Genomic DNA, 25,026 nt, shown 5'->3' on the forward strand with positions numbered 1-25,026 from the left:
CGGGGCGCGCCGACGGCTACGGCCGACGCTCCGGTGGCGTCATCCCCGGCGTCATGCGTCCGTCGCACCGGGGCCGACGGACAGGATGATCTTCCCGCGGGTGTGGCCCGACTCGCTGTCGCGGTGGGCCTCGGCGGCCTGCTCCAGGGGAAGGGTGCGGGCCACGGAGGCCCGCAGCAGGGATCGGTCGACGAGGGAGGCGAGGGAGGCCAGGTCCGCGCCGGACGGGGTGAAGGCCAACTCGACCAGTCCGCGGCCGTCGTGGGCGGCGCGGGCGCGCAGGGCGGTGCGGTCCGGGCCGGTGCCGCGCACGTCGACCAGGACGCCGCCGGGCCGGAGCACTTCCAGTGACCGCAGGCCGTGGTCGCCGCCGATCGGATCGATCACGGCGTCCACCCGGCGGTCCGCGGCGGTGAGCGCGGCGGCGAAGTCGGTGGTGGTGTAGTCCAGGACCTCGTCGGCACCGAGTGCGCGCAGGAACGCGTGGTTGGCGCTGCGGGCGGTGGCGGTGACGTGGGCACCGCGCGCCTTGGCCAGTTGGACGGCCAGGTGGCCGACGCCGCCCGCCGCCGCGTGGATCAGCACCCGGCCGCCCTCCCGCTCCACCCCGGCCCGCTCCAGTGCCTGCCACGCCGTCAGGCCGGCCACCGGGAGGGCCGCGGCGTGCCCCAGGCCGCCGAGCCGAGGGGCGGCGGCCAGCTGGGACTCGGGGACGGCCGCGTAGCGGGCGTAGGAGCCCCGGGGCGGGATCGTCACCCCGAACACCCGGTCGCCGGGGCGGAACCGGTCGGCACCCTGGCCGATCGCCTCGACGGTGCCGGCGAGGTCGAGGCCGATCGTGAACGGCGGGGTCCCGAACCGGCGCACCTCTCCCGAGCGGATCCGCCAGTCGGCGGGATTGACGCCGGCGTACGCGATCCGGACCAGGACCTCGCCGACGGCCGGCTCCGGCACCGGCAGCCGGGTCGGACGGAGTACCCGGGGGCCTCCGTACTCGCGGACGACGACCGCACGCATACCGCTGTCCATGGGGACCTCCCGGGGTCTGTGGCGGCGGGCGCCGGGCCGGTCCCGGCACCTCGCGGCGTGTCCATCCTGGCCACCGGCGGTATCTGTTGTGAAGTAGGTACCTGAATGGTATTCAGGTACCTCATGGATACCGTCTCGCGCCGCGACCCGGCCGACCTCCTCGCGACGTACCGCCGCGACTGCCCCTCGCGCACCGTCGTGGAGGTGCTGGCCAACAAGTGGTCCCTGTACGTCCTCGCCGCGCTGCGCCGCTCCGGCGCTCCGCTGCGGTTCGGCCGACTGCGCCGCCAACTCGACGGGGTGACGCAGAAGATGCTCACCCAGACCCTGCGGTCCCTGGAGCGGGACGGCCTGGTCGAGCGGACCGTCTACCCCACCGTCCCCCCACGGGTCGAGTACTCCCTCACCGGGATGGGGCACGCGATCGGTCGGCTGACCACCGCCGTCGCCGACTGGGCCGTCGACCACGCCGCCCTCATCCACAGCGCCCGCGCCGCGTTCGACGCCCGCCCCGAACAGCCCGAGCCCGCACGCTGAGCCGCATCGGGGGCTGGGCCGGTGCGGAGCAGGTACGGGCCGGGGTCGGACAGGCGGGTTCAGCGGTTCAGCGGTTCACCGCCCGCATCCCGTCCTCGTCGTAGCGCTCGCCCGCCACCTCGGGCAGCTCGGCCTCGATGCGGGCCAGGTCCTCGTCGGTCAGCTCGACGTCGACCGCGCCCGCGTTCTGCTCCAGGTAGGTGCGGCGCTTGGTGCCCGGGATCGGCACGAGGTCCTCGCCGCGGGCCAGGACCCAGGCGATCGCCAGCTGGGCCGGGGTGACCTCCTTCTCCGCGGCGATCTGCTTGACCTTCTCCGCGAGCCGGAGGTTGGCCGCCAGATTGGCGTCGGTGAAGCGCGGGTTGGTGCGGCGGAAGTCGTCCCGGTCGAGCTCGTCCGGGGAGCTGAAGCGGCCCGCGAGGAAGCCGCGGCCGAGCGGAGAGTACGGCACGAAGCCGATCCCGAGCTCCCGGCACGTCGGGAGCACCTCGGCTTCCACGTCCCGCGTCCAGAGCGAGTACTCGCTCTGGACGGCGGTGACCGGGTGGACGGCGTGGGCGCGACGGATGGTCTCCGCGCTCGCCTCGCTCAGCCCGATGTGCCGCACCTTGCCCTCGGCGACGAGTTCGCCGAGCGCGCCCACGGTCTCCTCGATGGGCACGGCCGGGTCGACCCGGTGCTGGTAGTACAGGTCGATGCGGTCGGTGCCGAGCCGTGCGAGCGAACCGTGGACGGAGCTGCGGACGTGCGCGGCGGAACCGTCCTGGGGGCCCACCGTGGACATGTCGCCCGGAACGGCGCCGTCCATCCGGTAGTTGAACTTCGTGGCGATCACGTACTCGTCGCGGTGCCCCCGGACGGCCTCGCCGACCAGGGACTCGTTGGTGAGCGGTCCGTAGACCTGCGCGGTGTCGAGGAAGTCGACGCCGAGCTCCAGGGCGCGCCGGATGGTCGCGATGCCCTCGTCCTGGTCGGCCGTGCCGTAGAAGGCGGACATCCCCATGCAGCCGAGGCCGATGGCCGACACCCGGAGGTCCCGCAGACTGCGCTGTTTCATGTGACGTCCCTGCCCTTCTCTCGTCCTTCCCCGGCCGGCCGGGGCTTCTCCGACGACGCCTGCTCCGCGACACGTGGTCCGAGACGCCTGCTCCTCGTGTCCTCGGTGAGGACCTTACGGTGCGGGTGCCCTCCGACGGCGGACCGGCACGTCCGGGCGCGAAGGCCGTATCGCCCTGTCCAATCCGCCTCATCACCCGGCTCCGAACTTCCCGTGACCGTACGGCGGCACGGGAGGAGGACCGATGGCACACCACGCAGTGCGGGCTCCGGCCGGGGCAGCGGAGGTCGTCGTGGTGGGGGCGGGCCTGGCAGGGCTGGCCTGCGCGCTCGACCTGACGGCGGCCGGTCGGGACGTCCTGGTCGTGGAAGCCGGCGACGACGTGGGCGGACGGATGCGCACCGACGTGGTCCGGGGCTTTCGGCTCGACCGCGGCTTCCAGGTGTTCAACACCGCCTACCCGCAGGTCAGGCGGCGTCTGGAGCTCGCCGCGCTGGGGCTGCGCCCGTTCACGCCCGGGTTCCTGCTGGCCGACGGGCGGGGCGCGCGCCGTGTGGTCGATCCGACCAGGTGCCCGGGCGCGGCCGGTGATCTGCTGCCCGCCGGACGGTTGCGCGACGGACGGTTGCGCGGCGGACTTCTGCCGCTGCGCGACCTGACCGCGCTGGGGCTGCTGTGCGCGGGTGACGCGGTGCTGCCGGCCGCCCTGCTCAAGCGCCTGCCGGAGACGAGCACCGCTCGTGCGCTGCGGCGGGCCGGGGTGTCGCGGCGCACCGTCGACGGGGTGCTCCGCCCGTTCCTGGCCGGGGTGTTCCTGGAGGAGGGGCTGGAGACCTCCAGCCGGCTGTTCCACCTGGTGTGGCGCAGCATGCTGCGCGGCAGCCTGTGCCTGCCGCGGGACGGCATCGGGGCCGTGCCGCGGCAGTTGGCGGCCCGGTTGCCGACGGACCGGCTGGTGCGCGGCACCCGGGTGGAGCGGGTGACGGCGGACGGCGTGGTGCTCGCGGACGGCTCGGTGCTGCGGGCCCGCACGGTCGTGGTGGCGACCGGGACGGCACAGGCCGCCCTGCTGCTGCCGGGCCTGGAGGTCCCGGCGGTACGGGCGGTGACGACCTTCTACCACGCGGCACCGGTCAGCCCGCTGCGCGAGCCGACCCTGGTCGTGGACGCGGGCCGGCAGGTGCTGAACACCGTGGTGCTGTCGGAGGTCGTCCCCGGCTGCTCACCGGACGGGCGGGCGCTGGTGTCGACCTCGGTCCTGGGGACGGACGCGGACGAGCGGGTGGCTCGGGCCCGGGCCGGCGTGCTGTACGGGGCGGACACCTCGGCCTGGGAGCCGCTGGCGGAGTACCGGATCGCCGAGGCGCTGCCGGCCGGGCCGGCGCCGCTCCCGCTCAGCCGCGCCACGCGGTTCGCGCCGGGGCGTTACGTGTGCGGGGACCACCGGGCCACCGGCTCGGTGCAGGGGGCGCTCGCCTCGGGCGCGCGGGCCGCCCGGGAGGTGCTGGCCGATCTGGCCGGTGGCGCGGTGGCCGCCCGCTCACGGCGGTGACTGGCCGCGCCCCCGTTCGGCGGCCAGCAGTTCGGGCAGGCCGTCCAGTCGGCGCAGGCCGGCGGCGGCCTGCGCGGTGCGGTGGTTGGCCGCGAGCAGGTCGTGGTGGCGGTGGACGAAGGCCCAGTAGCCGGCGGTGAACGGGCAGGCGCGGTCGCCGAGGCGTTCGGTGGGCCGGTAGCGGCAGGGACGGCAGTGGTCGCTCATCCGGTTCAGGTAGGCGCCGCCCGCCGCGTAGGGCTTGGTGGTGATCAGTCCGCCGTCGGCGAACTGGGACATGCCGACGACGTTGGCGGTCATCACCCAGTCGTAGCCGTCCACGAAGCAGCGGTGGAACCAGTCGGTGAGTTCCCGAGGGTCCCAGCCGTGCTGCAGGGCCCAGTTGCCGAGCACCATCAGCCGGGGGATGTGGTGCACCCAGCCGTGGTCGCGGACCTCCGCGAGGACGCGGGCCAGGCAGCGGGCGGTGACCGCCCCGGCGTCCAGGTCGCGGAACCACGCGGGCAGCGGTTCGCGGTGGCCGAGCCGGTTGGCGTCGCGGTACTCCTCCCCGAGGTGCCAGTACAGCTGCCAGACGTACTCGCGCCAGCCGGCAACCTGCCGTACGAAGCCCTCGGCGCTGTTGAGCGGCACCTTCCCGGCCCGGTGGGCGGCCTCGGCGGCGCGCACGCACTCGCCCGGGTCGAGCAGGCCGAGGTTGAGCGGGACGGACAGGGCGCTGTGGGCCATCCAGGGGTCGGCGTGGAGCATGGCGTCCTCGTACCGGCCGAAGTCCCCGAGCCGGTGGGCCACGAAGTGCGCGAGCGCCCGCTCGGCCTCCGCGCGGGTAGCGGCGAAGCGGCGCGGGCCGTCCCGGCCCACGAAGGCGACCTCGCCGGCGCGCTCCCAGCGGTCCAGGTCGGCCCGGACCCGCTCGTCGATCGCGTCCTCCTCGGGTTCGAAGGGGGGCGGCAGCGGCAGGGTGGCGACTCCCCGGGGCGGTGGTTCGCGGTTGTCCCGGTCCAGGTTCCAGCGGCCGCCCGCCGGGCTGCCGTCCGGTTCCAGCAGCAGGTGCTCGGCACGCCGCACCCGGTGGTAGAAGTCCTCCAGCAGCAGGCGCCGTCGGCCCGGTTCGCCGGCCCAGCGGCGGAAGTCGGCGAACGGGACGAGGAAGCCCCGCGGCGGCAGCACCGTCACCTGGGCGAGGTCGTCCACGAGGCCGAGGGCCGCGCGCGAGGTCGGGTGGCACACGGTGACCCGGCGGCGGCCGACCGCCCGTGCCAGGCCCTCCCGGTAGGTGTCGGCCTGTACGTAGCGCACCCGCTCGCCGAGGGCGTCCGCGGCGTGGCGCATCGCGGACAGCACCAGGTGGGCCTTGGCCCGGTGGAAGCGCCGCCGGCGCAGCACCGAGCGGGCCTCGATCATGACCACCGGGGCGTCCGGGTCCGGGCCGCCGTCCCCCGGGGCGAGGAAGTGCGGCCCGAGCTGGTCGCCGAACAGCCAGTGCGGGCGCGGTCCGCTCATTCCGGTCCTCTCGTTCCGGCCCTCCGGGGGCCTCGGAACCCTGGTGCGTGGCCGCCGCCGGGCGCGGCCCGTCGTACGGCTCGTGGTGCCGCTTCGTGGTCCGCTCCGTTCCTCTCCTCGACGACCGGACGGGCGCGGGGTACGCCGCGTCCTCTGCAGGATCGGCCGTCGACGTCGGCGGGCACAGGTGCAGCGGTGCCGCAGCGTCTGCGCTCCCGGTTCCTCGCCGAAACGATGCACAAACGGTCCGACTCGGCTCGTGGTGTCGAATCGCTGCAGCGTGGGGGCGTGACCTCGCTCGTACTGACTCGTACCGACCCGGATCCCAGCGGCAGGCAAGTGCCGGCGGCTGCCGATCTGCGGCGTCTCCTGGAGCTGTCGGCGCACGGCGACGACCGCGCGTTCGAGGTGCTGTACCGCGCGGTCGCCGCACCGGTGTACGGCGTCGCCCTGCGGACGCTGCGCAGCCCCGCGCACGCCGAGGAGGTCGCCCAGGAGGTCCTGCTGGAGGTGTGGCGCACCGCGGCGGCCTACCGGCCCGAGCGCGGGTCGGTGCTGGCCTGGGTGCTGACGATCACGCACCACCGCGCGGTGGACCGTGTGCGCTCCGCCCGCGCCGCTGCCGAGCGCGACCACCGGGTGGCGGCCCGGGAGCCGGTTCGGAGCGATCCGCCGGAGGAGGAGGCGGTCCGCTCGCTGGACCGGCTGCGGGTCAGGTCCGCTCTGGCGGATCTGAGCTCGGTGCAGCGCGAGGCCGTGGTGCTGGCCTACTTCGGCGGGTACTCGCACCGCGAGATCGCGCACCGGATCGGCGTGCCGTTGGGCACCGTCAAGACCCGGATCCGCGACGGCCTCATCCGGCTCCGGGCCGCCTTCGCCGGGGAGTGCGACCGCCCTTGCGCGGAGGAAGGTCCGGCCGGACGGTCGCCCCGGCCCGGCCGAGTCGTGGGGGCGGGGCGATGACCGCGGCGGCTCCCGGCACGGAGCCGGTGCGGGAGCGCCGGAGGCAGCGCGCGGTCCGGCCCGCTGCGTCCGGGACGACCCGCGGCCTCCGGCGGTCCGGCCCACCGGCGCGTCCGGGAGCGGTGCGGAAACGCTGCAACTGGGAGCGGGGAGCCGCCGGATGCAGCATGGAGATGTCGGGATCCACCGAGGACCGGACCCACCGCCGACCGCGGGAGGACGTCATGACCGTCGACCAGCAGCTCCCCACGCAGGAGCGCCCCGTGCCCGCGAGCCCCCCTACCGAGACGCCGGAGTGCGAGGCGTCGACGTGCGCGGGCATCTCCACCCCGGAGTCGGTCGAACTGCACACGGCCTGGCCGGGCTGGATTCCCCTGCTGGTCATCGCCGTCATGGTGGTGTGCTGCGTGGGTTTCGCCGTGGGGAGGATCGCAGGATGGTGACCTCCTCGGCCGCCCTCGATGCCGGACGCCGGAGCGGGGAGCGGGCCGGAGGGCCGGACTCGCTGTCCGGCCCGCTCTCCGGCCCTCCGACCGGACCGCCGGCCGGCCCGGCGGAGGACGTGGGGCTCCCGACGGGCGGCGTGGCCCGGCGTCTGGGCGTGTCCCCCACCACGGTCCGTTCCTGGGAACGCCGCTACGGCATCGGCCCCGCCCACCGGGAGGCCGGGCATCACCGCCGCTGGAGGCGTCAGGACATCGCCGTCCTGGAGACGATGTGCCGTCTGACGGCACGCGGGGTCCCTCCGGGCGAGGCCGCCCGGGCGGCCCTGGCCGAGCGGGAGGTCCCCGCCCCCGAGGACGGCCTGCGGCCCACGCTCCCCGCGCTCCTCGCGCCGCCCGCGCCGCAAGCGGGCTCCCGGGGCGGCGAACGCACCGGTCCCGGCCCCGGCGGAAGCCGCGCCCTGCACGTCGGGACGGTGCGCCCCGAATGCCGGGGCCTGGCCCGGGCGGCGGTACGGCTCGACGCGCCGGAGGTCGCCAGGATCCTGCGGGAGGCGCTGGAAGCGCTCGGCGTGGTCGACGCGTGGACGGACGTCATGATGCCGGCCCTCCGTGCCGCGGGCCGCAAGTGGGCGGCGGACGGCGAGCAGTACGTCGAGGTCGAGCACCTGCTGTCCTGGCACGTCTCCACCGCCCTGCGGGGCGTGGCCGTCGGTGCCTTCACCGCCCGGCCTGCGCGGCCCGTCCTGCTGACCGCGACGCCCCTCGAACTGCACACCCTCCCGCTCGACGCCACGGCCGCGGCGCTGACCGAACGCGCCGTTCCCTTCCGGATGTTGGGCGCGGCCGTCCCGTCCCGGGCCCTGCTGGACGCCGTCCACCGGATCGGTCCGGGGGCCGTGATGATCTGGTCCCAGGACCGGCACACCGCGGACCGCGAGCTGGTGCGCAGGGTCGGCGACAGCGTGTGGGGTCCACGCGGCTCCCGCGGCGGGGCCGTGGTGGTCGCCGCCGGTCCCGGGTGGGCCCGCAACCGGCCGCCGGCCGGCGCCGCCCGCCCCTTCACCCTCGCGGACGCCGTCGACCTCATCGAGCAGGCCGTCACGGACTGAGGCCCCGCCCCGGCGGCCGCCTGCCGGTGACGTCCCGTCCCCCTGCAGTCCCGTGCGCGCGAAGTCGGGCCAATCCGGGCCGGGCTCCGCTTCCGAAGATCCGGTGCAACGTCCATGCGGGCCGCGTCGCGGCCCCCTCGGGAGGGGCTCTCGTGACCATGTTCGACACCGTCTCCACCACGCGGTCCACCGCCGCGCTCCCCGGCGGGCGTCCGCGCACGGTGGCGGTGGTGGGATCCGGCGTCGCCGGACTCACCGCGGCCCACGAGCTCTGCCGGGCCGGGGTGGAGGTCGTGTTGTTCGAGGCCGACGGCCGCCTCGGCGGCCACGCCCACACGCAGCAGGCCACGGACCGGGACGGCCGGACGGTGGCGCTGGACACCGGGTTCCTGGTGCACAACGAGCGCACCTACCCGTACCTGGTGCGCCTCTTCGCCGAACTCGGCATCCGCACCCAGGACAGCGTGATGAGCATGTCCGTGCGCTGCGACGGGTGCGGCCTGGAGTACGCGGGCGCCAAGGGGCCGGCCGGGCTGTTCGCCCGTCCCGACGTCGTGCTGCGCGGCCGGTACCTGCGCATGCTCGCCGAAGTGCCCCGTTTCCACCGGCTCGCCCGCCGCCTGCTCGCCGACCCGGGGGCGGGCGATCCGAGCCTGCGGGACTTCCTCGCCGCCGAGGGTTTCTCGCCCTACTTCGTGAGCCACTTCATGACCCCGGTGGTGTCCGCCGTGTGGTCCTGCGCCCCCGACCTCGCGGGCGACTACCCGGCCCGCTACCTGTTCGCGTTCCTCCGCAACCACGGCATGCTCTCCGTGACCGGATCGCCGACCTGGCGCACCGTCGTCGGCGGCTCGCGCACCTACGTCGACCGGATCGCGGCGCGGCTCACCGCCGTCCACCGGTCCGCCCCCGTTCGTGCGGTCCGCCGGCACCCGGACGGTGTCACCGTGGTCTGCGCGGACGGGCGACGCACCGAAGCCGACGCGGTGGTGGTCGCCACCCATGCCGACCAGGCGCTGCGGCTGCTCGCCGACCCGAGCGACGCCGAGCGAGCCGTCCTCGGTGCCTTCACCTACTCGGTCAACCCGACGGTGCTGCACCGCGACCGGACGGTCCTCCCCTCCGCGCGCCCGGCGCGCGGTTCGTGGAACTACCGGATGCCCCACTGCACCGCGGCGTCCGACCGGGTGCGGGTCAGCTACCACCTCAACCGGCTGCTGCGGCTGGACACCGACACCGACTACCTGGTCACGCTGAACGAGGACCGGCAGCAGCCGATCCCCGAGGAACTGGTGGTCTCCCGCACCGTCTACGAGCACCCGGTCCACACCGCGCGCACGGTCGCCGCCCAGCGCCGGCGGCCCGAACTCGCCCGCGCCCGAACCGTGTTCGCCGGCGCCTACCACGGCTGGGGCTTCCACGAGGACGGCTGCCGTTCCGGCGTCGAGGCCGCCCACGCACTGCTCGGGGTGAGCGTGCCGTGACCGCCGCCCTGCCCGGACCGTGGGGGGCGGTCCTCTACGACACCGTCACGACGCACGTGCGCACCGCACCCCGCAGGCGCCCGTTCCGGCACCGCGGCTACCTGTGGCTGGTGGACCTCGACCGCCTGCCCGCCCTGCCGCGGCCGCTGCGGCCGCTGGCCCGGTTCCTGCCTCGCGACCACGCCCTCGACCCGGCCGGCGGGCCGCCGACGCTCCGCCAGGACCTGGAGCGCTTCCTCGCGGGCCGCGGCGTCCGGCTCGGCGACGGGACGGTGCTGATGCTCACGCAGGCCCGCTCGCTGGGGCACGTGTTCAACCCGCTGACCGTCTACTGGTGCCGCGACCGGTCCGGCCGTCCGCTCTGCACGGTCGCCGAGGTCCACAACACCTACGGCGGCCGGCACCGCTACCTGCTGGCGCCCGGTCCCGACGGCCGCGGCGAGAGCGACAAGGACTTCTACGTCTCACCGTTCTTCCCCGTCGACGGCCGCTACACGATGGTGCTGCCCGAACCGGCGGAGCGGCTCCACCTGACGGTCCACCTGGAGCGCCGGGGCCGCCGGGCCTTCACCGCCACCGTCCGCGGCACCGCACGGCCGGCGGGCCCCGCGGCCCTGCTGCGCGCCGTCCTCACCCACCCGTTCGCCACCTGGGCCGTCAGCCTGCACATCCGCTACCAGGGCGTCCGCCTGTGGCTCGGCGGCCTGCCCGTCCACCCCCGCCCGCCCGCCGGCCCGCCCCGGCCCGCCGACGGACCCACCGCTCCCACCACGGAAGAGGTGCCCACCCCATGACGACCACGCTTCCCCCGACAGCGACGCCGACGACCCCCGTCGACCCCGCGCGCTGGCCGGACGTCGCCCGGGTCCCGCACGCGCCGCTGCGCGCGGCCGTCGCCGCCCGCCTGATGCGCCGGGTGGCCTCGCAGCGCGGCCTGCGCGTCGAGCTCCCCGGCGGCCGCACCCCGCGGCCGGCCCCGCCCGGGGCTCCGGTGCTGCGCCTGCACCGCCCGCGGGCCTTCCTCCACCGGGTCGGCGCGAGCGGCCTGATCGGCTTCGGGGAGTCCTATCAGGCCGGCGACTGGGACAGCCCCGACCTGGTCGCGCTGCTCACCGGACTCGCCGCCGCGCCGCAGACCCTCGTGCCGGCCGGCACACAGTGGCTGCGCCGCCTCTACGTACAGAAGCCGCCGGACGAGGAACTGTCCACCCCGGGGAACGCACGGCGCAACATCCACCGGCACTACGACCTGTCCAACGACCTGTTCGCGCTGTTCCTCGACCCGACGATGACCTACTCCTCGGCCCTCTTCCCGACCGGCCGCGGCCACGAACCGCTCGCCACCCGGGACGGCCTGCCCGCGGCCCAGCACCGCAAGATCGACCGGCTGCTCGACCTGGCCCGCGTCGGCCCCGGCACCCGGCTGCTGGAGATCGGCACCGGGTGGGGCGAACTCGCCCTGCGCGCAGCCGCCCGCGGCGCCCGCGTCGTCAGCCTGACCCTCTCCGGGGAACAACTCGCCCTCGCCCGGCGCCGGATCGCCGACGCCGGGCAGGCGGACCGGGCGCAGGTCCGGCTGTGCGACTACCGCGCCGCCGAAGGCCGGTACGACGCCGTCGTCAGCGTCGAGATGATCGAGGCCGTGGGCCGGCCGTTCTGGCCGGACTACTTCGCCACCCTCGACCGGGTCCTGGCGCCCGGCGGACGCGTCGCCCTCCAGGCGATCACCATGTCCCACGACCGGATGCTCGCCGCCAGCCGCACCTACACCTGGATCCTCAAGTACGTCTTCCCCGGCGGCCTCATCCCGTCCCTGCGGGCGATCGAGGAGACCGCCACCCGGCACACCCGGCTGCGGACGGTACGGTCCGACGCGTACGGGCCGCACTACGCCGAGACCCTGCGGCTGTGGCGCGAACGCTTCACCGAACGGTCGCCGCAGGTCGCGGCCCTCGGCTTCGACGAGGTCTTCCGGCGCACCTGGGAGCTCTACCTCGCGTACTCCGAGGCCGGGTTCCGCACCGGCTACCTCGACGTCCACCAGATCCTCCTCACCCGCGACGGGGTGGCGGCGTGAGGGCGTCGGCCCCCACCGGCACCGCCGCCGTCGTCGTCATCCGGGCCTGCCGGCCCGGTGGCCGCTCGTCCGCGCTCCGGCCGGTCGACCGGTGCCGGAGCCTGCCGTGAACGCCGCCGCCTTCGCGCTCAACCTCGCCGTCACCGCCGCCGTCGCCCTCGCCGTCATGCTCACCGCGTTCGTGGCGGGGGTGCGCACCGGGCGTCACCGCGGGGTGGACGTCGCCTGGGGGCTCGCCTTCACCGCCGTGGCGCTGAGCGGCTTCGCGCTCTCGGACGGTCACGGGAACCCCGAGCGGCGCCTGCTGGCCACCGTCCTGGTCACCGCGTGGGGCCTGCGGCTGTCCGGGCACATCTGGTGGCGCGCCCGCGGCGCCCCCGAGGACCCGCGCTACGCCCGGATGCTCGCCCGCGCCCCCGAGGGGCCGGCCCGCACCCGGTACGCCCTGCGGACGGTCTACCTGCTCCAGGCCGCCCTCGTCTGGTTCGTCTCCCTGCCCGTCCAGGCCGCCCAGTACCTGCCCCACCCGCCCGGTGCGCTCGCCTGGGCGGGCACCGCACTGTGGGCGGTCGGCCTGTTCTTCGAGGCGGTCGGGGACCGGCAACTCGCCCGCTTCAAGGCCGACCCGGCCAACCGCGGCCGGATCATGGACGGCGGTCTGTGGCGGTACACCCGCCACCCGAACTACTTCGGCGACGCCTGCGTGTGGTGGGGCCTGTTCCTGCTCGCCGCCGACGCGCCCGTCGGCTGGGCCTTCGTCCTCAGCCCGGTGCTCATGACCTGGCTGCTCGCCTTCGGCAGCGGCAAACCGCTGCTGGAACGGCAGATGGGCGCGCAGCGGCCCGGCTGGGCCGAATACACCGCCCGCACCAGCGGTTTCGTGCCCCTGCCCCCGCGCCGAACCCGGACGGCCCCGGCCGCACCCCCGGCGAGGCCCCGCCCGTGACCGTCTCCAGGGCGGTGTCCCGGCCTTCGGAGCGGTGTCCCGGCCTTCGGAGCGGTGTCCCGGCCTTCGGAGCTGTCGGACGCCCGGATCAGGCCGACGCCACGGTGGACCAGGCGTCCGCATCCGTTCCGCGTCAGCCCGGGGATGTAAACCCGTGGGCCCATGCGAGGTGACGGACGGTCAATCCCTGGGCCGATGTCCCCCATCGGCCCCGCGTGACAGCCTTCCGGGCATGGACACCACGCCGATGGACACCATTCCGACGGACGCCGCGCCGAGGAACACCGTGCCGGTCGTACGCCGTACCGCACCGACCCGCCGCCGCGTGCTGGGCGCAGCCCTCGCCCTGGGCGCCGTCGCACCGCTGGGCCTCGCCCGCGCCGCCTCAGCCGCTCCCGGATCCGCAGCCACCGGCACCGTCCCCGCCGCCCCCGCACGGCTCACCCTGCCCGCTCCCACCGGCCCCTTCCCGGTGGGCATGGTGCCGCTGCACCTGCGCGACGAGTCCCGGCTCGACCCGAACGCCAGACCCGGACGGTTCCGCGAGCTGATGGCCACCGTCTGGTACCCGGCCCGGGTAGCGCACGCCGACGCGTACCCGATCGCCCCCTGGATGACCGCGGGCGCCCTGAAGGCCTTCCTCGACGACGTCGGCTTCCCGCTCGACCCCTCCCTCGCCCCGCTCACGTCCGGCCACCAGGGCGCGCCCGTCCACCGGACCGGCCGGCCGTTGCCCGTCGTGCTCTACTCGCACGGCGCGGGCAGCCACCGCGCCGACCACACCGTCGTGGTCCAGGAGTTGGCCAGCCACGGCTTCGCCGTGGTCACCGTCGACCACACCCATGACGGCATCACCGAGTTCCCGGACGGGACCGTCGTCACCCGGGACGGCGTCGCCCCGGGGCTGTACCCGAAGGACTACGCCGCCGACCTGCTCTTCCTCCTCGAACGCGTCGTCGACATGGCCAACGGACGCAACCCCGACGTCGACGGCCGCACCCTGCCGACCGGCCTGCTCGGCGGCCTGGACGCGCGGAACATCGGTGTCTCCGGCTGGTCCAAGGGCGGCACCGCCGCCGCCCTCGCCATGGTCGCCGACCCGCGCATCCGCGCCGGCCTCACCATGGACGGCCGGATGGAGTCGAACCCCGCCATCACCACCGACATCGACCGGCCGTTCATGCTGATGACCGCCGCCTACACCCGGGCGGCCAGCCCGTACGTCGAGACCTTCTGGGGCCACCTGCGCGGCTGGCGCCTCGACGTCCAGGCCACCGGCGCCCTGCACACCTCGTACGGCGACGACATGACGCTGATCCCCCAGGCGGGCAAGCTCCTCGGCATGACCGAGCAGCAGATCCAGTCCCAGGTCGGCACCCTCGACCCCGACCGCGGCATCCTCATCCAACAGGCCTACCCGCGCGCCTTCTTCGACCTCCACCTGCGCAACCGGCACTGCGGCGACCTGCTCGACGGACCGTCGAAGGCCTTCCCGGAGGTCGTCTACCACCCGTAGGTCCGGCACGACGGCGGGCGGCCGCGACGGGGGTGCGGCCGCCTCCCGGACCGACAGGGCTCCTGCCGGATCGTCCGGCAGGAGCCCGTCGCGGTCAGGAGACCGTCACCGAGATGGTCTCCGGGCTGCCGCTCTGGTAGACGGAGTCGCCGCTGCAGACGGCCGTGACGACGTGCACCCCGGGGTCCGGAAGAAGACGGACCCGCCCCGCGGCGGCGCACCTCCTGACGTCGAGGACCAGGCGTGCCGTGCCCGGGTCCGCCGGTGCCGGCACCGCCGTTGCCGCCGGTTCCGAGCGTGCCGGGCGCGCCGTCCGTACCGCCGGTGGCCACGCCGCCGGCCCCGCCCGGGCCGGCCGTTCCCGCCCCGCCGCCGGCTCCCCCGTTGCACGTTCCGTTCGCGCCCGGCCGGCCTGCGTCCCCGCCCTGGCTTCCCGGGCATGACGAGCCGAAGACCTCACCGGCCCCGCCGCCGCCCGCGGCCACGACGAGGCGGGAGTCGGTGGTGGTGGGGCCCTGGACCGTGCGGGTTCCCTGCGCGTGGGCAGCCCCGGGCAGCGCCAGCGGGGCGATGCCCGCCGTGCAGAACAGGCCGGCCGCGATGGCCGACGCCCGGCCCCGGCGGGCTGCCGGACCGCTGCGGAGCGCGCCTGCCCCTACGCCCGCACTCGGCACACAGTCGGTAGGCGGCAGTGTGGATGTCACCATCTGCTCCCTGAAGGGAAGGGGGTTGCTGTCGGCAGGAGGTTGCCGTCCTCGCCCTGAGCCAGGCGGCGAGCGCCGCGAGTGGCACGTGGCCTGACACACCGCCGACGTCACCCCGGCGGGTCCGGGCCCGCCCCACCGGGAGAGTTGTCCCCGACCGGCGTCATCGACCCTCACCGGAGACCCCATGAGCACCCCCACGCCCGAACCGTCCCGCCGGGACACCACCGACTTCAGCACCGCCCGCCTGGAGGCCTTCAGCGACGGCGTCTTCGCCATCGCCATCACCCTGCTCGTCCTGGACCTGAACGTCCCCGAACCCGACGGCCTCCACGGCCAGAGCCTCGCCGGGGCCCTGGCCCACCAGTGGCCCTCCTACTTCGCCTACCTCGTCAGCTTCCTCGTCATCGGCATCATCTGGATCAACCACCACGCCATGTGCGCACTGGCGCGCCGCGTCGACCGGCGGACCCTCTTCGCCAACCTCTTCCTCCTCCTCACCGTCTCCGTCATCCCGTTCCCCACCCGCCTGCTCGCCACCTACCTCACGGCGGAGGACACCGACGCCCACACCGCGGCCGCCGTCTACGCGGCCACCATGGTCGCCATGGGCCTCGCCTTCACCCTGCTGTTCCTCTCCTTCACCCGCGACGCCCGCGCCCTGCGCACCCCCGTCCCCCGGGCCGACGTGAACGCCGCGATGCGCCGTTTCAGCCTCGGCGGCCTGGCCTACCTGGCCACGGTCGGGATCGCCTACCTCAGCCCCGTCGCCATGCTCGCCACCCATGCCGTCCTCGCCGTCTACTACTGCTTCGACCAGCTGGCACCCGTCCGACGGACACCCGTGACGCCACGCTGACACCGGTCGCGCGGACCACCGTCCGCGACCGGACCGCCCGACGGAACGACCGATATGCTCCGACGTTCGCGCACCTCGTCCGCTCGTTCGAACGGACGACGGTCCCGCCGTCGTCACACTGCTTCAGGAGTTCCATGGTGATCGGTCGTCAACAGGAGCGGGCGGTCATCGCCGACGTGCTCTCCCCTCGGTCGGCGTCCCCCGCAGTCCTGCTGCTCGGGGAGGCGGGGGTGGGCAAGACCCTGCTGCTGGACGACGCGGTCGAGGAGGCCGAACGCGAACACACCCGCGTCCTGCGGGTGCGGGGCAGCGTCGCCGAGAGCGAACTCGCCTTCGCCGGCCTCCACCAGTTGCTGCTGCCCGTCCTCGGAGACGGGGTCGACGGCCTGCCGGCCCGCCAGCGGGCCGCCCTGCTCGGCGCCTTCGGGCTCGGCGAGGACCTCGCCCCACCGGACCCCATGATGGTGAGCCTGGCCGTGCTGACGCTCGTCTCCCAGATCGCGTCCACGGGCCGCCTGCTGCTCGCCGTCGACGACGCCCAGTGGCTCGACCAGGGAAGCTGCCAGGTCCTGGGCTTCCTCGCCCGCCGGCTCGCGGGCGAGTCGATCGGGCTGCTCGTCGCGGCCCGCGGCACCCACCGGCCCGACTGGCTGGACTCGACGGTGCCGCAGGTGGTGGTGGCTCCCCTGTCCCCGGCCGAGGCGGAGGAGCTGCTCGGTGCGCAGCCCGAGCCGCCGGTCGGCCCGGCCCGCCGCCAGGTGCTGGCCACCGCCGCCGGCAACCCCCTCGCCCTCATCGAGCTGTCCCGGCAGGCGGCGCGGGACGGCCTGCTCCCGCCGATGGGACCGGTGCCGGTCACCGACCTGCTGGAGAGCACCTTCGCCGCCCAGGCGGACGGCCTGCCCCAGGCCACCCGCGAGGCGCTGCTGATCGCGGCCGCGGCGGAGGGCGCGGCCCTGTCGGACGTCCTGGCCGCCCTGCCGCCGGGCTCGGACATGGAGGTGTGGCTGCCCGCCGAGCGGGCGGGGCTGGTTCACGTGCGGGCGGACCGGATCGAGTTCCGTCACCCGCTGGTGCGTTCCGCCGTCTACGGCGCCGTCCCCTTCGCCGAGCGGCGGCGCGCGCACCTGGCACTGGCCGCCGCGCTCGGTGCAGACCCCGACCGGCGGGCCTGGCAGCTGTCGGCGGCGACGGTGTCCCCCGACGCCGAGGTCGCCGCGGCCCTGGAGGCCACCGCCATGCGCACGTTCGGCCGGGGCGCCGTCGCCGAAGCCCTGGCCGGCATGGAACGGGCCGCCCAGCTCCACCCGGACGCGGGCGAACGGACCAGGCTCCTGTCGACCGCGGCCTACACCGCCATCCTGGTCGGGGACCTGGAGCGGGCCGAGGCCCTCGGCTCCCAGGCCTCGCAGCTCGCTGCCGGTCCGGCCGCGACCAGCTGGATCAGCGCCATGAACGGGCTGGTCGCCATGCTGATGCTGCGCCTGGAACGGGCCTTCGCCCTCGTCGTCGGCGAGGAGGACTCGACCACGGGGCTCTCCGAGGACGTGTCCACCATCGCAACCGGGATCGTCTACCACTCGGGCATCGCCGCCCAGCGGGAGCGGATCCGGCCGATGCTGGCGGCCCGCGCGGCGGAGGACGCCGACGCGGCAGGCCGGACGTACCGCCTGTGGGACATCGGCGTCACCGACCCCTTCACCCACGGGAACGCCGTACGGGCCCTGCTTCCCTCGGCCGCTGCCGCACCCGGCCTCATCCCGACCGAAACCCACACCCTCGGTGTCCTGAGCATGCTGCTGGACGAGACCGAGACGGCGGTGAGCCTGCTCGGCGACACGGTCAATCCGCAGTGGGAGGACGCGGCCGACTTCCACGCGGGAATGACCGCCGCGGACCTGGCCTGGGCCAACGTCGACTGCGGCCGGTGGGCCGACGCACGCCTCGGCGTCGAACGGCTCGCGGAACGCTTCCTGGCCGGACACCGCAACCTCGGCTCGGCGCGGGCGCTCACCGCCCTCGCCACCGTGTGCGCCGTGACCGGCGAGCCCGAAGCGGCGCTGCGCCACGCCTCGGCGGCGCTCGCCGTCACCGAGCCGGCCCGGGCGCTCGCCACCGTGGTCCGGGCCCGCCGGGCGGCCGGTCTCGCGGCCACCGCCCTCGGCGACCACCACGCCGCCCACCTGCACCTGAGCTCCGTCTTCGACGGCTCGGGCGCACCGGTGCACTACCACCTGTCGTGCTACGCGGTCGCCGACCACGCGGCGGCCGCCGTCCTCACCGGTCACGCCGGGCAGGCACGGGCCGCCCTGCAGGCGGTGAACGCCGTGGTCGGCGAGGGCGCCTCGGCGCGGCTGCGGCAGATCCTGCTCCGGGCCGCCGCGCTCCTGGCCGAACCGGACGCGGCCGGGGCGCACTTCCGCGAAGCACTGGAGGACCCGGCCGGACAGCGCTGGCCGTTCGAACGGGGCCAGGTCTGGCTGGAGTACGGCGAGTGGCTGCGGCGGCAGCGGCAGATCGCGGAGGCCCGGACGGCCCTGACGAAGGCCCGCGAGATCTTCGACGGTCTGGGCGCCGGCCACTGGGCGGCGCGTGCCGAGGCGGAACTGCGGGCGGCGGGCATCACCGTCGACACGGCCCGGCACAGCGCACTGCGCTCCCTGACCCCGCAGCGGCAGCGGATCGTACGGCTCGCGGCGCAGGGCCTGACGAACCGGCAGATCGGCGAGCGGCTGTTCCTGTCGCCCAGGACCGTCGGGACCCACCTCTACCAGGTCTTTCCGGCTCTCGGCGTGACCTCGCGCAGCCAGCTGCGCGACGTCGTGGAGCGGGAGGCCGGCCCCGGGCCCGGCCTGTGACGCCCGGCCTGTGACGACGCAAGTCATGTGACGGATGGCCGGGGCGCCGATCGGCTTGAGAGTGGGTGGGAGAACCACCCGCACTGCACACGGAGCCCTCATGTCCGTCACCCTCGTCACCCTGCCCCCGCACACGTCCCCCGCGATGTCACCCCGCGACCGCGCCGGACACTGGCACGCGCTGGTGTCCGGCACGTTCGTCCCGCTCGACCTCATCGCGCACGAGGACGCCTGCCCGGTCGGGACGATCACCAGCCGGCGCCTCGGCCCGCTCCGGATATCCGAGGTCGAGGCCGGCCCGCAGACCGTGTCACGCAACAGGCGCCGCATCTCCCAGGGCGGTGCGGAGTTCCTGACGGTCACCCTCCAGCACCGGGGCACCGCCCGGCTCACCCAGGACGACCGGCAGGTGCTGGTGGAACCGGGAGCCTTCACCTGCTCGGACGCGGGCCGCCCGTACCGGCGGGAGCATCCCGAACCCTTCCGCATCACCGCGTTCCGGCTGCCCAAGGCGGCCCTCGGGGTGACGGACGACGAACTGCGGGCCGTCACGGGGACGGTGTTCAACGGCAGTTCGGGAACCTCCGGGCTGATCGCCGGCTACCTGAACCGGCTAGCGGCCCAGGCGGCCGACTTCGACCCCGGCACCGGCCACCGGCTCGCCCTGACCACCGCCGACCTGCTGGCGGTGCTGGTCCGCGAGCATCAGGGCCTGCCGGTCCGGCAGCCTCCGGAGGCCGCTCGGGGCATGCTCGCCCGGATCGAGGACTACATCCTGCGTCACCTGGGTGAGCCCGACCTCTCCCCCGCCCGGATCGCCGAAGCGCATCACATCTCGGTGCGCTACCTGCACAAGCTGTTCAGCACCGAGGGGACGACGGTCGGCCGCTGGGTACAGCGCGAACGGCTGGACCGCTGCCGACGCGAGCTGTCCCGTCCGGCCAGGACGATGCCGGCCATATCGGCGGTGGCCCACCGCTGGGGCTTCGTGAGCCCCTCCCACTTCAGCCGGTCCTTCCGGACGACGTACGGCATGTCCCCGCGCGAGTGGCAGGCCACCACCCGGCTCCGGCCCACGGCCCCCGGCGAAGCGGCGCCCTCCGGGGCCGTCGCCTGATGCCGTGCCGGGCGATCGCCGCGGCCGGCGGCCGGCACGCGGTTCCGCCGTCCGCGGCGCACGCTGGAGGTAGCGGCCGCTCCGCCCTCGTGATCGACCTCGACCGCCGGATCCTCCGGGCCACGTCCCGCGCCACGCCGACGACCGATGAGCACCCGCCCTCCGGGCTCGGCACGGGCGGCTCCGACCCGGCCGGACGGACGGCGGCGGACAGGCGCGGACAGGCGGGAGGCAGCGATGGACACGGCGGGCCCCGTACCGGGGACGACCGAGGGCTGGGTGGTGGAACATCCCGGGCCGGTCGGCCCGGCACACCCGGCGCCGCTGGTGTGGGAGCGGCGGCCGCTGGTCGCCCCCGGGCCGCACGACATCATGCTGGAGGTGGAGGCCTGCGGCGTGTGCCGCACCGACCTGCACCTCGCCGAGGGGGACCTCGCCCCTCGGACGGCCCGGTGCACGCCGGGGCACGAGGTGGTCGGGCGCGTACGGGCGGCCGGCCCGGCGGTCGAGGGCTTCGCCGTCGGGGACCGGGCCGGGGTGGCCTGGCTGGCCGGGACCTGCGGCAGCTGCACCTACTGCCGGAGCGGGCGGGAGAACCTCTGCCCCGGTTCGCGCTACACCGGCTGGGACCGGCACGGCGGCTACGCCGGACACGTCACCGCGGACGCCCGGTTCGCCTACCGGCTGCCCGAGGACCCGCCGGCCGAGGAACTGGCTCCGCTGCTGTGCGCCGGGATCATCGGCTACCGCGCCCTGGAGCGGGCACAGCTGCCGGCGGGCGGGCTCCTGGGCATCTACGGATTCGGCGCCTCCGCGCACCTGACCGCCCAGGTCGCCCTCGCCCGGGGCGCCCGCGTGCACGTGTTCACCCGCGGCGCGAACGCACGGCGCCTGGCCCTGGAGCTCGGCGCCGGTTTCGCCGGTGACTCCTTCGACCCGCCACCGGAGCCGTTGGACGCCGCCATCCTCTTCGCGCCGGTCGGCGAACTCGTGCCGGTCGCCCTCGCGGCCCTGGACCGCGGCGGCACGCTCTCCGTCGCCGGCATCCACCTCAGCGACATCCCGGCCCTGAACTACCAGCGGCACCTCTTCCAGGAACGGACGCTGCGCAGCGTCACCGCCAACACCCGGGCCGACGGCCTGGCGTTCCTCGCCGAGGCGGCCCGCACCCGCCCGGCGGTCCACGTGACCCGCTACCCCCTGCGCCAGGCGGACACGGCACTCGCGGACCTCGCCGCCGACCGCGTGACCGGCGTCGCGGTGCTCGTCGCACCGTAGGCGTCGGCCGCCCGCCCCCGTGGGGAACTCGGCGAAACCGGGCGCCGTGTGCTCCTCCTGTGGGAGCATGCCGCCCAGCGGCGCCGACCAGATGGGGGAACGGGCGTGGTGGACCGCAAGGTGGACAACAGTTTTTCGGGGAACGCCGAGGTCGTCGTCCAGGCGGGCGAGGTCGGTGACGTCCACATCACCCACGTCCACGTGGAACCCGACGACCACGTGACCCGAGCAGCCCGTCGACTGGCCCGCGCGGTCGACGCACAGTGGCGGGCGGAGGCGGCCATACGCGGTCTGTTCGGCGGCGAGCCGATACCCGTCGACTGGGACACCGAGAACGGCGGGGCCACCGGAACCGTCCGGGCCGAACCGGCCCGAGGAGCCGAACTCCCCGGTCACTTCCGCCGGTTGGCGGGCCCCGGTCGCCTGGTGATCCTCGGCCCGGCGGGTGCGGGCAAGACCAGTACGGCCGTGCTCCTGCTCCTCGGCCTGCTCACCGACCGCCGGCCCGACCAGCCGGTCCCCGTCCTGTTGGCCCTGGACAGTTGGGACCCGGCCATCGAGCACGTGACCACCTGGATGCACCGCCGGCTCACCGAGGACTACCCCACGCTCGGGCGTGGGCGCCGTGGCGTGGAGAGGGCATCGCAGCTGCTCGACTCCCACCTGATCCTGCCGGTGCTCGACGGTCTGGACGAGCTGCCGGCCGCGCGGCGCGCCGCAGCGCTCAGCGGGATCAACCGGATCCTCGACGACCGCACCCCGCTGGTGCTGACCTGCCGCACCGCCGAGTACCGCGCGCTCGACCGCGAGGGCTTCGCCGTTCCCGGCGCCACCGTGATCCAGGCCCGCCCCGTCGGCCCCGAGGCGGTACGCCGCTACCTCACGGCGCCGGGCGGCACCGAGCAGCAGGCACGCTGGCGGCACGTGCTCGACCTCCTGCAGGACGAGCCGCAGGGGCCCCTCGCGCAGACGCTGGCCAACCCCGCGCTGCTCGCACTGGCCCGAACCGTGTACCGCGCCGGAAGCGGCCGCGAGCCCGCCGCTCTGGCCGAACTCGCCCGGACCGCCACGGCCGACCGGCTTGCCGACCACCTCCTCTCGAACCTGGTGCCCACCGTCTTCGACACCGGCCCCGTGGCTCGCAACGCCCCGGCCTGGTGGCGGCGGCGGTGGGCCCCCGATCGGAGCCGGCGGTGGCTCGCCTTCCTGGCCCGCGAGTCGATCAGGCTCGGCGGCAACGACCTCGCCTGGTGGCGCCTGGAGAGTTACCGGCCGCCGGGCGTCACCGGCGTGGACATCGGACTGACGGTCACCGCCGGGTTCGCGCTGGTCGTCACGGCCACCCGGCTGATCGGCGGCTCGGGCGTGCCCTGGGGATTCCTGTGGGGATCGATCGGGACGGTCGGCATGTCGTGCGGCGTGATCGCCAGACTGGGCGCTTCGAACAGGCAGCGGTTCGGCGGCATCGGGATGGATCCCCGGGGCGTGGTGCTCGGCTCGCTGTTGGGCTCCGTGGCCTTGCTGCTGTTGGGGTGGGCCGGTCACGGATTCGGCAGAATGCCGCTGCCGCTGCTGGCCCTCGGCGGCCTGGCGAACCTGACCGTGCTGCCCCTCCAGGTCGTCCAGCTGGTCCAGAGCCGCCACGAGGTGGACGCCGAGGCGATGGACCCGCACCGTCTGCTGCGCCGGCAACGCCGGTCCTCACTCGCCCTGCTCGCGGCCACGTTCGCCGGGATCCTGGCCGTCAACCACGTCCTGGCCACTGCGGCCGTGCACCTCGGCGTCGGGTTCGCCGACACCGGCCTACCCGTCGCCTACTCCCAGGCCGCGCCCGTGGTGTCACTCCCGCTGGGCGTCCTCTTCGCCTCCCGTTGGGGCGCGTACAGCGTCGTCCGTGTCCGCCACGCCCTGTGGGGCCGCCTTCCGTGGCGCCTGATGCGCTTCCTCCGGGACGCCCACCAGCGCGGCGTCCTGCAGCAGGTGGGGGCCGTGTACCAGTTCAGGCACGTGCGGCTGCGGGACACCCTGGCCAGGGGATAGGCCGTACCGGCCTGAGCCCGGCTTCCCGCCTCCGGCCTGGGCGGCTGACGTCGACCCGGCAGCGGACGATCTCCTGCGGTTCCCGCACCGCCTCGGCGAGCGCGGGCCGGCGCCACCGGGTGGTTGCCGACCGTCACCGCGATGTGAGCTGGATCCCCTCCGGCCGGGTCTCGGACCGGGGTGGCCCGTGACGGTTGTCACGCGCTCCACGCATCTCCTACCCTTCCTAGTGGGTCGCTCCCTCCGTCCCCCCGCCGGTGTCGGACCGGCCGGCCACGGCCCTTGCCGTGCTGCCGTGCCTGTGCCCGGAGCCCCAGCATTTCCCGGCACAAACCGGCGAAGACTGACGTAAATGTCCGAATATATCCAGGTTTGCCTGCCTGGATGGCGGGTAGCGAGCCGGCCGCCCCCGGACACATCCACCCGGCTCGGCTACGACGCCGCGTCGTAGCGGGCACCCCTTGGACCCGGCCGCCGAGCCCGCTAACAATGGCTGAGTCGCCAGCTGCGGCGGTGGTCCGATCCACTGCCGCAACTTCCGCCGGCGGTCACCATCCGTGACCGCCCCGGTGTCGACTCCCGCCCGCCGGCCCTGCCGGGCCGGCCGAGCCGCGGGACGAGGCACCCCCATGATTGAGGTCGAACTCCCACATGCCCGTGATCGCCACCCGCATGCGCAAGTCCGCCGCCCTGCTCACCGCCGCCGCCGGCATCGCCGTCATCGGCGCCGCCGTCGTCCCGACCGCCGCCTCGGCCACCACGCCGCAGGAGCTGGCCGCGAGCATCGTCCCCGCCGACCAGCTCGCCTCCTTCAGCCAGATCATCTCCCACGAGAGCGGCTGGAACGTCACCGCGACCAACCCCTCCTCGGGCGCCTACGGCCTGGGCCAGGCACTGCCCGGCAACAAGATGGCCTCCGCCGGCGCCGACTGGAAGACCAGCGCCTCCACCCAGATCAAGTGGGCCTACGACTACATGAACAGCCGCTACGGCAGCCCCAACCAGGCCTGGGCCTACTGGCAGATCCACCACAACTACTGACCGGCCCCACACCCGCCGGTCACCCGCCCGCCCCGCGACGGACGCCACAAGCCGAATCCGGGGCCGACCGGGACCACCTCCGAGGGGCCCGGTGCGCACACCACGCGCACCGGGCCCCTCGGTGCGTCCACAACGCCGCACCCACCCGGGCCCGGCCACGCGGTCGCGCGACCCGCCATCGATCAACGCACGGCGCGCGGCCGCCTCGTGGCGCCGAACCCGACGCTGCCCGGCCGGCCCGCCCGCAGGGGCAGCGGATCGCGCAGCCTGGCCACGTACCGCCGGTACGCCCGCGCCTCGGCCGTGACGCCCGCGCCTCGGCCGTGACGCCCTCGACGTCGGTGAGGCGGTCGGGAAACAGCACGCCGCCGCGTGCAGTCGGGCATCCGCCCCGAACCGGTTGCCGTGCAGACGGCCCGTCGTCAGCCGGCCTCGGACCCGCCGGGCGGAACCGGGCTCTCATCCGGGAGGGCCCAGCCCGGCCTTCGGTCGGGCTGGGGACCGGCGAGGACCTGGACGTCGAACGGGCTCAGGTCGTTGCCGTGGTTCCGGGCGGTGAATCCGGCCGCCGACAGGATCGCGATCATCGCGTGGGCCATGGCGGCCTCGACCTCTCCGCATTGCCGGATCGCCGCGGTGACCCCTCGTTGATGCCTGGCGTCGTCGATGACATTGCTCCGCAGCTGGGGGCCGACCCTCCAGGTCACGACGACTTCCGGATCCCCCTCGTCGCAGAAGAGGTGGTCCGCCATGTCGACGATGACCTCCGCACCGACGGCCACCTCGACGGCCAGACCGGGCGCGACCACCGGCAGCCCGGCCGCGGCGAGTTCGTTACGGACCCGCTGGGCCAGCCGCTCGTAGTCGGCCCGCACGCTCTCCACACCCGTCTCCACCATGCCCGCAACCT

At 75.0% G+C, this 25,026-nt stretch carries 20 protein-coding genes; 16 read left to right on the plus strand and 4 right to left on the minus strand.

The features are described from left to right. Window positions 1-51: 51 nt before the first annotated feature. Window positions 52-1,029, minus strand: coding sequence for an NADP-dependent oxidoreductase (locus ACZ7KX_RS26340; RefSeq protein ID WP_470328622.1), 978 nt, complete (start codon window positions 1,027-1,029; stop codon window positions 52-54). A gap of 123 nt (window positions 1,030-1,152) precedes the next feature. Between ACZ7KX_RS26340 and ACZ7KX_RS26345 the strand changes: the two genes are divergently transcribed. Next, window positions 1,153-1,566, plus strand: a complete 414-nt coding sequence (locus tag ACZ7KX_RS26345) for a winged helix-turn-helix transcriptional regulator (RefSeq protein ID WP_470328623.1) — start codon at window positions 1,153-1,155, stop codon at window positions 1,564-1,566. A gap of 67 nt (window positions 1,567-1,633) precedes the next feature. Here ACZ7KX_RS26345 and ACZ7KX_RS26350 read toward each other — a convergent pair whose 3' ends face one another. Further along, window positions 1,634-2,623: an aldo/keto reductase gene (locus ACZ7KX_RS26350; protein WP_470328624.1), complete on the minus strand. Its 990-nt coding sequence runs from the start codon at window positions 2,621-2,623 to the stop codon at window positions 1,634-1,636. A gap of 244 nt (window positions 2,624-2,867) precedes the next feature. On the opposite strand from ACZ7KX_RS26350, the gene ACZ7KX_RS26355 reads away from it, so the two are divergent. Then, complete coding sequence (locus ACZ7KX_RS26355; RefSeq protein ID WP_470328625.1) at window positions 2,868-4,175, plus strand: NAD(P)/FAD-dependent oxidoreductase; 1,308 nt, start codon at window positions 2,868-2,870, stop codon at window positions 4,173-4,175. On the opposite strand, the gene ACZ7KX_RS26360 is transcribed toward ACZ7KX_RS26355, so the two are convergent. Then, the gene (locus tag ACZ7KX_RS26360; protein WP_470328626.1) at window positions 4,164-5,678 is read right to left on the minus strand and encodes a cryptochrome/photolyase family protein; all 1,515 of its coding nucleotides are present in this window, start codon (window positions 5,676-5,678) and stop codon (window positions 4,164-4,166) included. The two genes, ACZ7KX_RS26355 and ACZ7KX_RS26360, sit on opposite strands and share 12 nt — an antisense overlap. A 339-nt stretch (window positions 5,679-6,017) precedes the next feature. On the opposite strand from ACZ7KX_RS26360, the gene ACZ7KX_RS26365 reads away from it, so the two are divergent. The 14 genes from ACZ7KX_RS26365 to ACZ7KX_RS26430 all read left to right on the plus strand — a co-directional run bounded on the left by ACZ7KX_RS26365 (window position 6,018) and on the right by ACZ7KX_RS26430 (window position 24,116). Next, the gene (locus tag ACZ7KX_RS26365) at window positions 6,018-6,641 is read left to right on the plus strand and encodes a sigma-70 family RNA polymerase sigma factor (RefSeq protein WP_470328665.1); all 624 of its coding nucleotides are present in this window, start codon (window positions 6,018-6,020) and stop codon (window positions 6,639-6,641) included. Between the two features lie 167 nt (window positions 6,642-6,808). Continuing rightward, window positions 6,809-7,084: a hypothetical protein gene (locus ACZ7KX_RS26370; protein ID WP_350524113.1), complete on the plus strand. Its 276-nt coding sequence runs from the start codon at window positions 6,809-6,811 to the stop codon at window positions 7,082-7,084. Further along, on the plus strand, window positions 7,078-8,196 hold the full coding sequence (locus ACZ7KX_RS26375) for a MerR family transcriptional regulator (RefSeq protein WP_470328627.1): 1,119 nt from the start codon (window positions 7,078-7,080) through the stop codon (window positions 8,194-8,196). The genes ACZ7KX_RS26370 and ACZ7KX_RS26375 overlap by 7 nt, the downstream gene beginning before the upstream one ends. 158 nt (window positions 8,197-8,354) lie before the next feature. Beyond that, on the plus strand, window positions 8,355-9,680 hold the full coding sequence (locus tag ACZ7KX_RS26380) for an NAD(P)/FAD-dependent oxidoreductase (protein ID WP_470328666.1): 1,326 nt from the start codon (window positions 8,355-8,357) through the stop codon (window positions 9,678-9,680). Then, the gene (locus ACZ7KX_RS26385; protein ID WP_470328628.1) at window positions 9,677-10,474 is read left to right on the plus strand and encodes a DUF1365 domain-containing protein; all 798 of its coding nucleotides are present in this window, start codon (window positions 9,677-9,679) and stop codon (window positions 10,472-10,474) included. The genes ACZ7KX_RS26380 and ACZ7KX_RS26385 overlap by 4 nt, the downstream gene beginning before the upstream one ends. Further along, a complete protein-coding gene (locus tag ACZ7KX_RS26390; RefSeq protein ID WP_470328629.1) occupies window positions 10,471-11,757 on the plus strand; it encodes a class I SAM-dependent methyltransferase in 1,287 nt (428 codons plus the stop codon). Before ACZ7KX_RS26385 ends, ACZ7KX_RS26390 begins: the two co-directional genes overlap by 4 nt. Window positions 11,758-11,923: 166 nt before the next feature. Further along, a complete protein-coding gene (locus ACZ7KX_RS26395) occupies window positions 11,924-12,703 on the plus strand; it encodes a DUF1295 domain-containing protein (RefSeq protein ID WP_470328667.1) in 780 nt (259 codons plus the stop codon). 232 nt (window positions 12,704-12,935) lie between these two features. Beyond that, on the plus strand, window positions 12,936-14,219 hold the full coding sequence (locus tag ACZ7KX_RS26400; protein ID WP_470328630.1) for an alpha/beta hydrolase family protein: 1,284 nt from the start codon (window positions 12,936-12,938) through the stop codon (window positions 14,217-14,219). 891 nt (window positions 14,220-15,110) lie between these two features. Further along, the gene (locus tag ACZ7KX_RS26405; RefSeq protein ID WP_470328631.1) at window positions 15,111-15,782 is read left to right on the plus strand and encodes a TMEM175 family protein; all 672 of its coding nucleotides are present in this window, start codon (window positions 15,111-15,113) and stop codon (window positions 15,780-15,782) included. A 134-nt stretch (window positions 15,783-15,916) separates the two neighbouring features. Then, window positions 15,917-18,640 (plus strand): helix-turn-helix transcriptional regulator, encoded by a 2,724-nt coding sequence (locus tag ACZ7KX_RS26410; RefSeq protein ID WP_470328632.1) that lies wholly within the window; start codon window positions 15,917-15,919, stop codon window positions 18,638-18,640. Window positions 18,641-18,740: 100 nt separating this feature from the next. Continuing rightward, window positions 18,741-19,757 (plus strand): AraC-like ligand-binding domain-containing protein, encoded by a 1,017-nt coding sequence (locus ACZ7KX_RS26415; protein ID WP_470328633.1) that lies wholly within the window; start codon window positions 18,741-18,743, stop codon window positions 19,755-19,757. 237 nt (window positions 19,758-19,994) lie between these two features. Then, complete coding sequence (locus tag ACZ7KX_RS26420) at window positions 19,995-21,035, plus strand: zinc-dependent alcohol dehydrogenase family protein (protein WP_470328634.1); 1,041 nt, start codon at window positions 19,995-19,997, stop codon at window positions 21,033-21,035. Window positions 21,036-21,140: 105 nt separating this feature from the next. Then, on the plus strand, window positions 21,141-23,075 hold the full coding sequence (locus tag ACZ7KX_RS26425) for a hypothetical protein (RefSeq protein ID WP_470328635.1): 1,935 nt from the start codon (window positions 21,141-21,143) through the stop codon (window positions 23,073-23,075). A 651-nt stretch (window positions 23,076-23,726) separates the two neighbouring features. Further along, window positions 23,727-24,116, plus strand: a complete 390-nt coding sequence (locus ACZ7KX_RS26430) for an aggregation-promoting factor C-terminal-like domain-containing protein (protein WP_470328636.1) — start codon at window positions 23,727-23,729, stop codon at window positions 24,114-24,116. Window positions 24,117-24,538: 422 nt separating this feature from the next. On the opposite strand, the gene ACZ7KX_RS26435 is transcribed toward ACZ7KX_RS26430, so the two are convergent. Then, the gene (locus ACZ7KX_RS26435; protein WP_470328637.1) at window positions 24,539-25,015 is read right to left on the minus strand and encodes a hypothetical protein; all 477 of its coding nucleotides are present in this window, start codon (window positions 25,013-25,015) and stop codon (window positions 24,539-24,541) included. Window positions 25,016-25,026 lie beyond the last annotated feature (11 nt).

This window comes from Kitasatospora sp. NPDC038210 (genome assembly GCF_055600605.1).

Bases quoted from the DNA above. Each gene is read 5' to 3' on its own strand.
- ACZ7KX_RS26370 (WP_350524113.1), top strand. From the start codon at position 6,809: ATGGAGATGTCGGGATCCACCGAGGACCGGACCCACCGCCGACCGCGG.
- ACZ7KX_RS26360 (WP_470328626.1), bottom strand. From the start codon at position 5,678: ATGAGCGGACCGCGCCCGCACTGGCTGTTCGGCGACCAGCTCGGGCCG.
- ACZ7KX_RS26375 (WP_470328627.1), top strand. From the start codon at position 7,078: ATGGTGACCTCCTCGGCCGCCCTCGATGCCGGACGCCGGAGCGGGGAG.
- ACZ7KX_RS26430 (WP_470328636.1), top strand. From the start codon at position 23,727: ATGCCCGTGATCGCCACCCGCATGCGCAAGTCCGCCGCCCTGCTCACC.
- ACZ7KX_RS26410 (WP_470328632.1), top strand. From the start codon at position 15,917: ATGGTGATCGGTCGTCAACAGGAGCGGGCGGTCATCGCCGACGTGCTC.
- ACZ7KX_RS26395 (WP_470328667.1), top strand. From the start codon at position 11,924: ATGCTCACCGCGTTCGTGGCGGGGGTGCGCACCGGGCGTCACCGCGGG.
- ACZ7KX_RS26435 (WP_470328637.1), bottom strand. From the start codon at position 25,015: ATGGTGGAGACGGGTGTGGAGAGCGTGCGGGCCGACTACGAGCGGCTG.
- ACZ7KX_RS26415 (WP_470328633.1), top strand. From the start codon at position 18,741: ATGTCCGTCACCCTCGTCACCCTGCCCCCGCACACGTCCCCCGCGATG.
- ACZ7KX_RS26340 (WP_470328622.1), bottom strand. From the start codon at position 1,029: ATGGACAGCGGTATGCGTGCGGTCGTCGTCCGCGAGTACGGAGGCCCC.
- ACZ7KX_RS26400 (WP_470328630.1), top strand. From the start codon at position 12,936: ATGGACACCACGCCGATGGACACCATTCCGACGGACGCCGCGCCGAGG.
- ACZ7KX_RS26355 (WP_470328625.1), top strand. From the start codon at position 2,868: ATGGCACACCACGCAGTGCGGGCTCCGGCCGGGGCAGCGGAGGTCGTC.
- ACZ7KX_RS26350 (WP_470328624.1), bottom strand. From the start codon at position 2,623: ATGAAACAGCGCAGTCTGCGGGACCTCCGGGTGTCGGCCATCGGCCTC.
- ACZ7KX_RS26420 (WP_470328634.1), top strand. From the start codon at position 19,995: ATGGACACGGCGGGCCCCGTACCGGGGACGACCGAGGGCTGGGTGGTG.
- ACZ7KX_RS26405 (WP_470328631.1), top strand. From the start codon at position 15,111: ATGAGCACCCCCACGCCCGAACCGTCCCGCCGGGACACCACCGACTTC.
- ACZ7KX_RS26345 (WP_470328623.1), top strand. From the start codon at position 1,153: ATGGATACCGTCTCGCGCCGCGACCCGGCCGACCTCCTCGCGACGTAC.
- ACZ7KX_RS26380 (WP_470328666.1), top strand. From the start codon at position 8,355: ATGTTCGACACCGTCTCCACCACGCGGTCCACCGCCGCGCTCCCCGGC.
- ACZ7KX_RS26390 (WP_470328629.1), top strand. From the start codon at position 10,471: ATGACGACCACGCTTCCCCCGACAGCGACGCCGACGACCCCCGTCGAC.